A 7,152-nucleotide genomic window follows, 5' to 3' on the forward strand; every position below is an offset into this window, starting at 1 on the left:
GTGTTAACACTGATGCACAAGCACTTCGTAAAACAAGCGTTAGCAGCGTGATCCAAATTGGTGGTGATATCACTAAAGGTTTGGGCGCTGGTGCAAACCCACAAGTAGGCCGTGATGCAGCTCTCGAAGATCGAGAAAGAATTAAAGAAGTTCTAACTGGCGCCGATATGGTATTTATCGCAGCTGGTATGGGCGGTGGTACGGGTACAGGTGCTGCTCCAGTTATTGCTGAAGTTGCGAAAGAGCTGGGTGTGCTAACGGTTGCTGTTGTAACTAAGCCATTTAGCTTCGAAGGCAAAAAACGTTTAGCGTTTGCTGAGCAAGGTATCGAAGAGCTTTCTAAGCATGTGGATTCTTTAATTACGATTCCAAATGAAAAGCTACTTAAGGTACTTGGCCGCGGCGTCACTCTGCTAGAAGCTTTCGCAAGTGCAAATGATGTACTTAAAAATGCTGTACAAGGTATCGCTGAGCTAATTACTCGCCCAGGTATGATTAACGTCGATTTCGCGGATGTTCGCACCGTAATGTCAGAGATGGGTCATGCAATGATGGGTAGCGGTATCGCAAAAGGCGAAGACCGTGCTGAAGAAGCTGCTGAAACGGCAATTTCTAGCCCACTACTAGAAGACATCGACCTAGCTGGCGCTCGTGGCGTTCTTGTGAATATCACAGCAGGCCTAGATATGCGCTTAGATGAATTCGAAACAGTAGGTAATACAGTTAAGGCATTCGCATCTGATAACGCAACAGTTGTGATTGGTACTTCTCTAGACCCTGATATGACGGATGAAATCCGTGTAACTGTTGTAGCAACAGGTATCGGCACAGAGAAAAAACCAGACATTACATTAGTTGCTGGTGGTAAAGCTAAGGTTGCACCAACTCCTCAACCACAGGTCGCGGCTCAAACTGCACCAAAAGTGGAAGATAAAGTGGCACAACCATTGCAAGAAAAAACTGAGGTAAAACCTCAAGTTAAGCCGCAGCCAACAACGTCACCTGTTTCTTCAGGTACAGGCGCTAGCCAAAGTGCAGCACCTAAAGCTGAGAAAGAGAGTGGATACTTAGATATTCCGGCATTCTTACGACGTCAGGCTGATTAACAAATACCCAAAGTTTGACTATCGTCGAATTAATGGTAAAATTCGCGGTCGGTAAATACTGACCGTGATTTGTAGCACTGATAACGAGGCAAGCAGATGATCAGACAACGTACTCTGAAAGAAATTGTGAAAACAACTGGTGTGGGTCTCCACTCTGGTCGTAAAGTCACACTTACTCTTCGCCCGGCAGCTGCAAATACAGGTATTGTTTATCGTCGTACAGATGTAAATCCACCTGTAGATTTCCCAGCTGATCCAGCGTCAGTTCGTGACACTATGTTATGTACTGCTCTTGTTAATGACGAAGGCGTACGTATCTCTACAGTGGAACACCTTAATGCAGCTCTAGCGGGTATGGGTATCGACAACATTATTGTTGAAGTCGATGCACCAGAGATCCCAATTATGGATGGTAGCGCAAGCCCATTCGTATACTTGCTACAGCAAGCGGGTGTAGAAACACTGAATGCAGCGAAACGTTTTATTCGAATCAAAAAGCCAATCCGTTTTGAAGATGGCGATAAGTGGGCAGAGTTTGTGCCATTTAACGGCTTCCGTATGGACTTCGAAATCGAATTCAACCATCCAGCAATTGAATCTGATGAACAGCACCTGTTGTTTGATTTTTCTTCACAAGGCTTTGTGAAAGAAATTTCTCGTGCTCGTACCTTCGGCTTCATGCGTGATATTGAATACCTACAATCACAAAACTTGTGTTTGGGTGGTAGCTTTGATTGCGCAATCGTACTAGACGAATACCGAATTCTTAATGAAGAAGGTCTACGTTTCGAAAACGAGTTCGTAACGCATAAAGTGCTAGATGCGATTGGTGACCTTTACATGTGTGGACACGCTATTATCGGTGAGTTCCGAGCATACAAATCAGGTCACGGCCTAAATAATCAACTACTACGCGCAGTACTTGCTGATGCAGAAGCTTGGGAATGGGCAACATTCGAAGAAGAGGTTGGCTCTCCTGTTGCGTTTGCTGAACCAGGAATGGTTCTAGCGTAATTGTTGTTTACGACAATATAAGATTTTGAAAACCAGGTCATTGACCTGGTTTTTTTGTATCTATTTTCCAGATACAGTGTCGTCAGTATTTAAAAGTTGCCTAGTATTTGGCTACAGTCTGGCTAATCCATCAACAATTAGAAAGAAAAGTACCAAGCACATCAAACAAATGGGGTTATAAATGGTCGTTGGTGTGAAAATTACTTACACTAGAGGGCATTAATTTTAACTGAAGCCTTGAAAACTCTACTCTCAAGTACAATATCAAAGATACTAGATTTATCTCAGTATCCTTGGTTAGTAACTAAAGACTAGTTTATAGCTAGTAGAGACTGACGGCATTTAAAATAGATCGCGGACGATCTGAGAACGAAGAGATTCCAAGCACATGATTACTAAGCTGCTGACAAAGGTAATTGGCAGTCGCAATGACAGAACACTGCGCCGCCTTAGAAAAATTGTAAAAGAAATTAATAACTTCGAACCAACGTTTGAAGCTCTTTCAGACGATGAACTAAAAGCAAAAACGGTTGAGTTTCGTGAGCGCTTAGATAAAGGTGAATCGTTAGATCAACTTCTACCTGAAGCATTCGCTACGGTACGTGAAGCGTCGAAGCGTGTTTACGGCATGCGTCACTTTGACGTGCAAATGATTGGTGGCATGGTTCTAAATGCTGGCCAAATTGCAGAGATGCGTACTGGTGAAGGTAAGACACTTACCGCAACCCTACCAGCTTATCTAAACGCGCTACCAAGCAAAGGTGTTCACGTAATAACGGTGAACGATTACCTAGCGAAGCGTGATGCGGAAACAAACCGCCCATTATTTGAATTCCTTGGCATGACTGTTGGCGTGAATGTGGCAAACATGGCTCCGCCAGAGAAAAAAGAAGCGTACCAAGCTGACATCCTATACGGAACAAACAACGAGTTTGGTTTTGATTACCTTCGTGACAACATGGCTTTCCGTGCTGAAGACCGAGTTCAACGTGAGCGCTTCTTTGCTGTAGTCGATGAGGTTGACTCAATCTTAATTGATGAAGCTCGTACTCCGTTAATTATCTCTGGCCCCGCTGAAGATAGTTCTGACCTTTATACGCGCATTAACACTCTAATTCCTTCTCTAGAGCGTCAAGATAAAGAAGATTCAGAAGAGTACCGTGGTGAAGGTCACTACACCATGGACGAAAAATCAAAACAGGTTCACCTGACTGAAAACGGTCAAGAGTTTGTAGAAGAACTAATGGTCAAAAACGGCTTGATGGAAGAGGGTGACACACTTTACTCTCCAACCAATATCAGCCTATTGCACCATGTGAATGCTGCGCTTCGTGCACACGTATTGTTTGAGAAAAACGTCGACTACATCGTTACTGAAGAAGGCGAAGTGGTTATCGTTGATGAACATACTGGTCGTACTATGCCAGGTCGTCGTTGGTCTGAAGGTTTACACCAAGCTGTTGAAGCTAAAGAAGGTGTGAAGATTCAAAATGAAAACCAAACATTAGCATCGATCACATTCCAGAATTTCTTCCGTCTGTATGAAAAACTGTCAGGTATGACAGGTACTGCTGATACAGAAGCGTTCGAATTCCAGTCTATCTACGGCCTAGAAACGGTGGTTATCCCAACCAACAAGCCTATGGTTCGTAACGATATGCCAGATGTGGTTTATCGTACTGAAGAAGACAAGTTCAATGCGATCATTGAAGACATCAAAGACCGTGTAGCGGCTGGTCAGCCATCACTGGTTGGTACAGTTTCTATCGAGAAATCTGAACTGCTGTCTAACGCATTGAAAAAATCAAAAATTAAGCACAACGTTCTAAATGCTAAGTTTCATGAAATGGAAGCTGAGATCGTTGCACAAGCTGGTATGCCTGGTGCGGTAACTATCGCAACTAACATGGCCGGTCGTGGTACCGATATCGTGCTAGGTGGTAGCTGGCAGGCACAACTTGAGAAGATAGAGAACCCAACCAAAGAGCAGATCGAGAAGATCAAAGCTGATTGGAGAATCATTCACGATAAAGTACTTGAGTCAGGTGGTCTGCACATCATTGGTACTGAGCGTCATGAATCTCGCCGTATCGATAACCAGCTACGTGGTCGTTCTGGTCGTCAAGGTGATGCGGGTTCTTCTCGTTTCTACCTATCAATGGAAGATTCTCTACTACGTATATTTACGTCTGATCGTATGGCTGGTCTTATCCAAAGTGGTATGGACGAAGGCGAAGCGATTGAATCTAAGATGCTGTCTCGCTCAATTGAAAAAGCACAACGTAAAGTGGAAGGTCGTAACTTCGACATCCGTAAGCAGCTTCTTGAGTACGATGATGTAGCCAATGACCAACGTAAGGTTGTTTATGAGCTACGTGATGAACTGATGAGTTCAGATGACATCAGTGAAATGATCGAACACAACCGTGAAGATGTACTGGCGTCAGTTATTGATGAATACATCGCTCCTCAGTCTCTTGAAGATATGTGGGATATTGCGGGTCTGCAAGATCGTCTGAAGAATGACTTCGATCTAGACTTTGACATTCAAGGTTGGTTAGACGAAGACGACAAGCTTTATGAAGAAGCATTGCGTGAGCGCATTCTTGGTATGGCGGTTGATTCTTACAAACAGAAAGAAGAAGTGGTTGGTGCTCAAGTACTGCGTAACTTCGAGAAGTCTGTGATGCTACAAACGCTAGACGGCCTTTGGAAAGAGCACTTGGCTGCGATGGATCACCTTCGTCAAGGTATCCACTTACGTGGTTATGCTCAGAAGAACCCGAAACAAGAGTATAAGCGCGAGTCGTTTGAACTGTTTGAAGGCCTACTAGATGTACTGAAAACAGACGTTGTGACCATCCTTTCTAAAGTTCGTGTTCAGCAACAAGAAGAAGTTGAAAAGATGGAAGCTCAACGTCAAGCTCAAGCTGAACAAGCGGCGCGTCGTGCACAAGCACAACATGCAACGGCTGAAAACCAGCTAGCTGACGATGAAGCGGATGCGGCATCTCCACAAACGGTAGTACGCGATGAGCGTAAAGTGGGTCGTAACGAACCATGTCCATGTGGAAGTGGTAAGAAGTACAAACAGTGTCACGGTAAAATAGACTAAGTCTGGTGAATCGTTGCTGTAACGGATGATTGTAGTGTCGGAGGTACTCACTTACTAACGTAAGCTCCGTGCCTCCTCCTTGCACTCACCACGTCACAGCTTAGCTTCACACAAACTTATTGATAAAAAGAGTCGCTTAGGCGGCTCTTTTTGTATGTGAAAATAATAAGGTTTCGATAGCGTCATCATCGAGAGTGAGGGACGAGCGAATCGGGGATCTTTCGAACTAACAAGAGAGCAGATTCCCTATCTAATTCGTTCCTCATTGTAGGGAATGACGCTAGGGACATAGAAGGAACACCATCATATGAAAAGAATCCACATTGTAGCGGGCATCATCTTCAATCAAGATAAGTCACAGGTATTTATCACTAAGCGCCCAGACGATAAACACAAAGGCGGTTTTTGGGAATTTCCAGGTGGCAAGGTTGAAGCGGGCGAAACCATCGAACAAGCAATGACTCGTGAGCTTGATGAAGAGATTGGTATTAAGGTGACAGAACAGACTTTGTTTGAACACCTTGAGTTTGACTATACGGATAAGTCACTTAAGTTTGATTTCATCCTTGTGACCGAATTCGAGCAACAGCCTTATGGTAAAGAAGGTCAACAAGGTGAATGGGTCGATCTTGAATCATTGAGTCAATACGCCTTCCCCGAAGCAAACGTGCCAATTTTAGAGCGAGTAATAAAAGAGTTTTCGTAATTGCTAGCCTGAGTTTGAGATTGTTGTTAGTTTAAAGAGATTAATCGATTGAACGTTGCTGCAAGAGATAAGTGGCAACGGTAACCAAAACAATGGAGATATTCGCAGTGGTAAGAATTGCAATTGCAGGAGCAGCTGGCCGTATGGGTCGTAACTTGGTGAAAGCCGCTCACCATAATTCAGAAGCAAGCGTTGGTGCTGGTTCAGAACGTCCAGAATCATCTTTGGTCGGTGTTGACGTCGGCGAGTTATGCGGTGAAGGTCGTTTTGATGTGGCTCTAGTTGATGACCTTTCGAAAGCGATTGAACAGTTTGACGTGATCGTCGACTTTACCGCACCTGTAAGCACATTAGCGAATATTGAACTTTGTAAACGTCACGGTAAAAAACTGATCATCGGCACTACGGGTTTCTCTGAAGAAGAAAAGCAGGTTATCGATGCGGCTTCAAAAGAAATGGCTATCGTAATGGCACCGAACTATAGCGTTGGCGTGAACTTGGTTTTTAAGCTGTTAGAGAAGGCCGCTAAAGTGATGGGCGATTACTGTGATGTTGAAATCGTAGAGGCTCACCACCGTCATAAAGTCGATGCGCCGTCAGGTACTGCGATCGGCATGGGTGAAGCGATCGCTGGTGCGATGGGCAATGAGCTAAACGATGTCGCTGTATGGTCACGCGAAGGCATTACGGGCGAGCGTACAAAAGATGAGATTGGTTTTGCGACAATCCGTGCCGGTGACATCATTGGCGAGCATACCGCAATGTTTGCTGATATTGGTGAGCGCGTTGAAATTACCCATAAAGCCACGGATAGAATGACCTTTGCTAATGGCGCAATCAAGGCAGCTGTTTGGCTAAATGATAAGCCAGCAGGCTTTTATACCATGACAGACGTCCTTGGTTTAAACGATCTGTAAATAGATATTTATGCGCTGGCAATTGCCGGCGCTTTCTTTATTTGGTGGCTTTTCCTTAAGAATTCCTCTTCTACGATCTTCCTTCTACTTTCTTCTTATCGCCACTTTCCCTCTATTTTTATGCTATTTATGCAGGCTTTAGTGTGCTTTTTGTTTTAGATCTTTAAATTATCATGTTTTCTCTTGGTATTTATCGATTGCGTTTTGTCGCTGATATTTTTGGCACTCTATGGTTAGCTAAAATGACGGGTGAAAATTAGAAAATCGTAATATTCCTATTAATTGAGTATGAAA

The 7,152-nt window shown here is 44.0% G+C and carries 5 protein-coding genes; all 5 read left to right on the forward strand.

The genetic code is table 11. The features are described 5' to 3' along the window. A partial coding sequence (ftsZ, locus tag AB4496_RS17505) for a cell division protein FtsZ (protein ID WP_372131489.1) occupies positions 1-1,106 on the forward strand: 1,106 nt, incomplete at its 5' end. Between the two features lie 96 nt (positions 1,107-1,202). Continuing rightward, a complete protein-coding gene (gene lpxC / locus AB4496_RS17510) occupies positions 1,203-2,120 on the forward strand; it encodes a UDP-3-O-acyl-N-acetylglucosamine deacetylase (protein ID WP_009848388.1) in 918 nt (305 codons plus the stop codon). Positions 2,121-2,508: 388 nt separating this feature from the next. Continuing rightward, a complete protein-coding gene (gene secA, locus AB4496_RS17515; RefSeq protein WP_009848389.1) occupies positions 2,509-5,235 on the forward strand; it encodes a preprotein translocase subunit SecA in 2,727 nt (908 codons plus the stop codon). 307 nt (positions 5,236-5,542) lie between these two features. Next, on the forward strand, positions 5,543-5,941 hold the full coding sequence (gene mutT / locus AB4496_RS17520) for an 8-oxo-dGTP diphosphatase MutT (RefSeq protein ID WP_009848390.1): 399 nt from the start codon (positions 5,543-5,545) through the stop codon (positions 5,939-5,941). A 92-nt stretch (positions 5,942-6,033) separates the two neighbouring features. Beyond that, positions 6,034-6,858, forward strand: a complete 825-nt coding sequence (gene dapB, locus AB4496_RS17525) for a 4-hydroxy-tetrahydrodipicolinate reductase (RefSeq protein ID WP_020477212.1) — start codon at positions 6,034-6,036, stop codon at positions 6,856-6,858. The last annotated feature ends 294 nt before the right edge of the window (positions 6,859-7,152 follow it).

Source organism: Vibrio sp. 10N.222.46.A1 (assembly GCF_041473595.1).
Taxonomy (GTDB): domain Bacteria; phylum Pseudomonadota; class Gammaproteobacteria; order Enterobacterales; family Vibrionaceae; genus Vibrio; species Vibrio tasmaniensis_A.

Bases quoted from the DNA above. Each gene is read 5' to 3' on its own strand.
- lpxC (WP_009848388.1), top strand. From the start codon at position 1,203: ATGATCAGACAACGTACTCTGAAAGAAATTGTGAAAACAACTGGTGTG.
- secA (WP_009848389.1), top strand. From the start codon at position 2,509: ATGATTACTAAGCTGCTGACAAAGGTAATTGGCAGTCGCAATGACAGA.
- mutT (WP_009848390.1), top strand. From the start codon at position 5,543: ATGAAAAGAATCCACATTGTAGCGGGCATCATCTTCAATCAAGATAAG.
- dapB (WP_020477212.1), top strand. From the start codon at position 6,034: ATGGAGATATTCGCAGTGGTAAGAATTGCAATTGCAGGAGCAGCTGGC.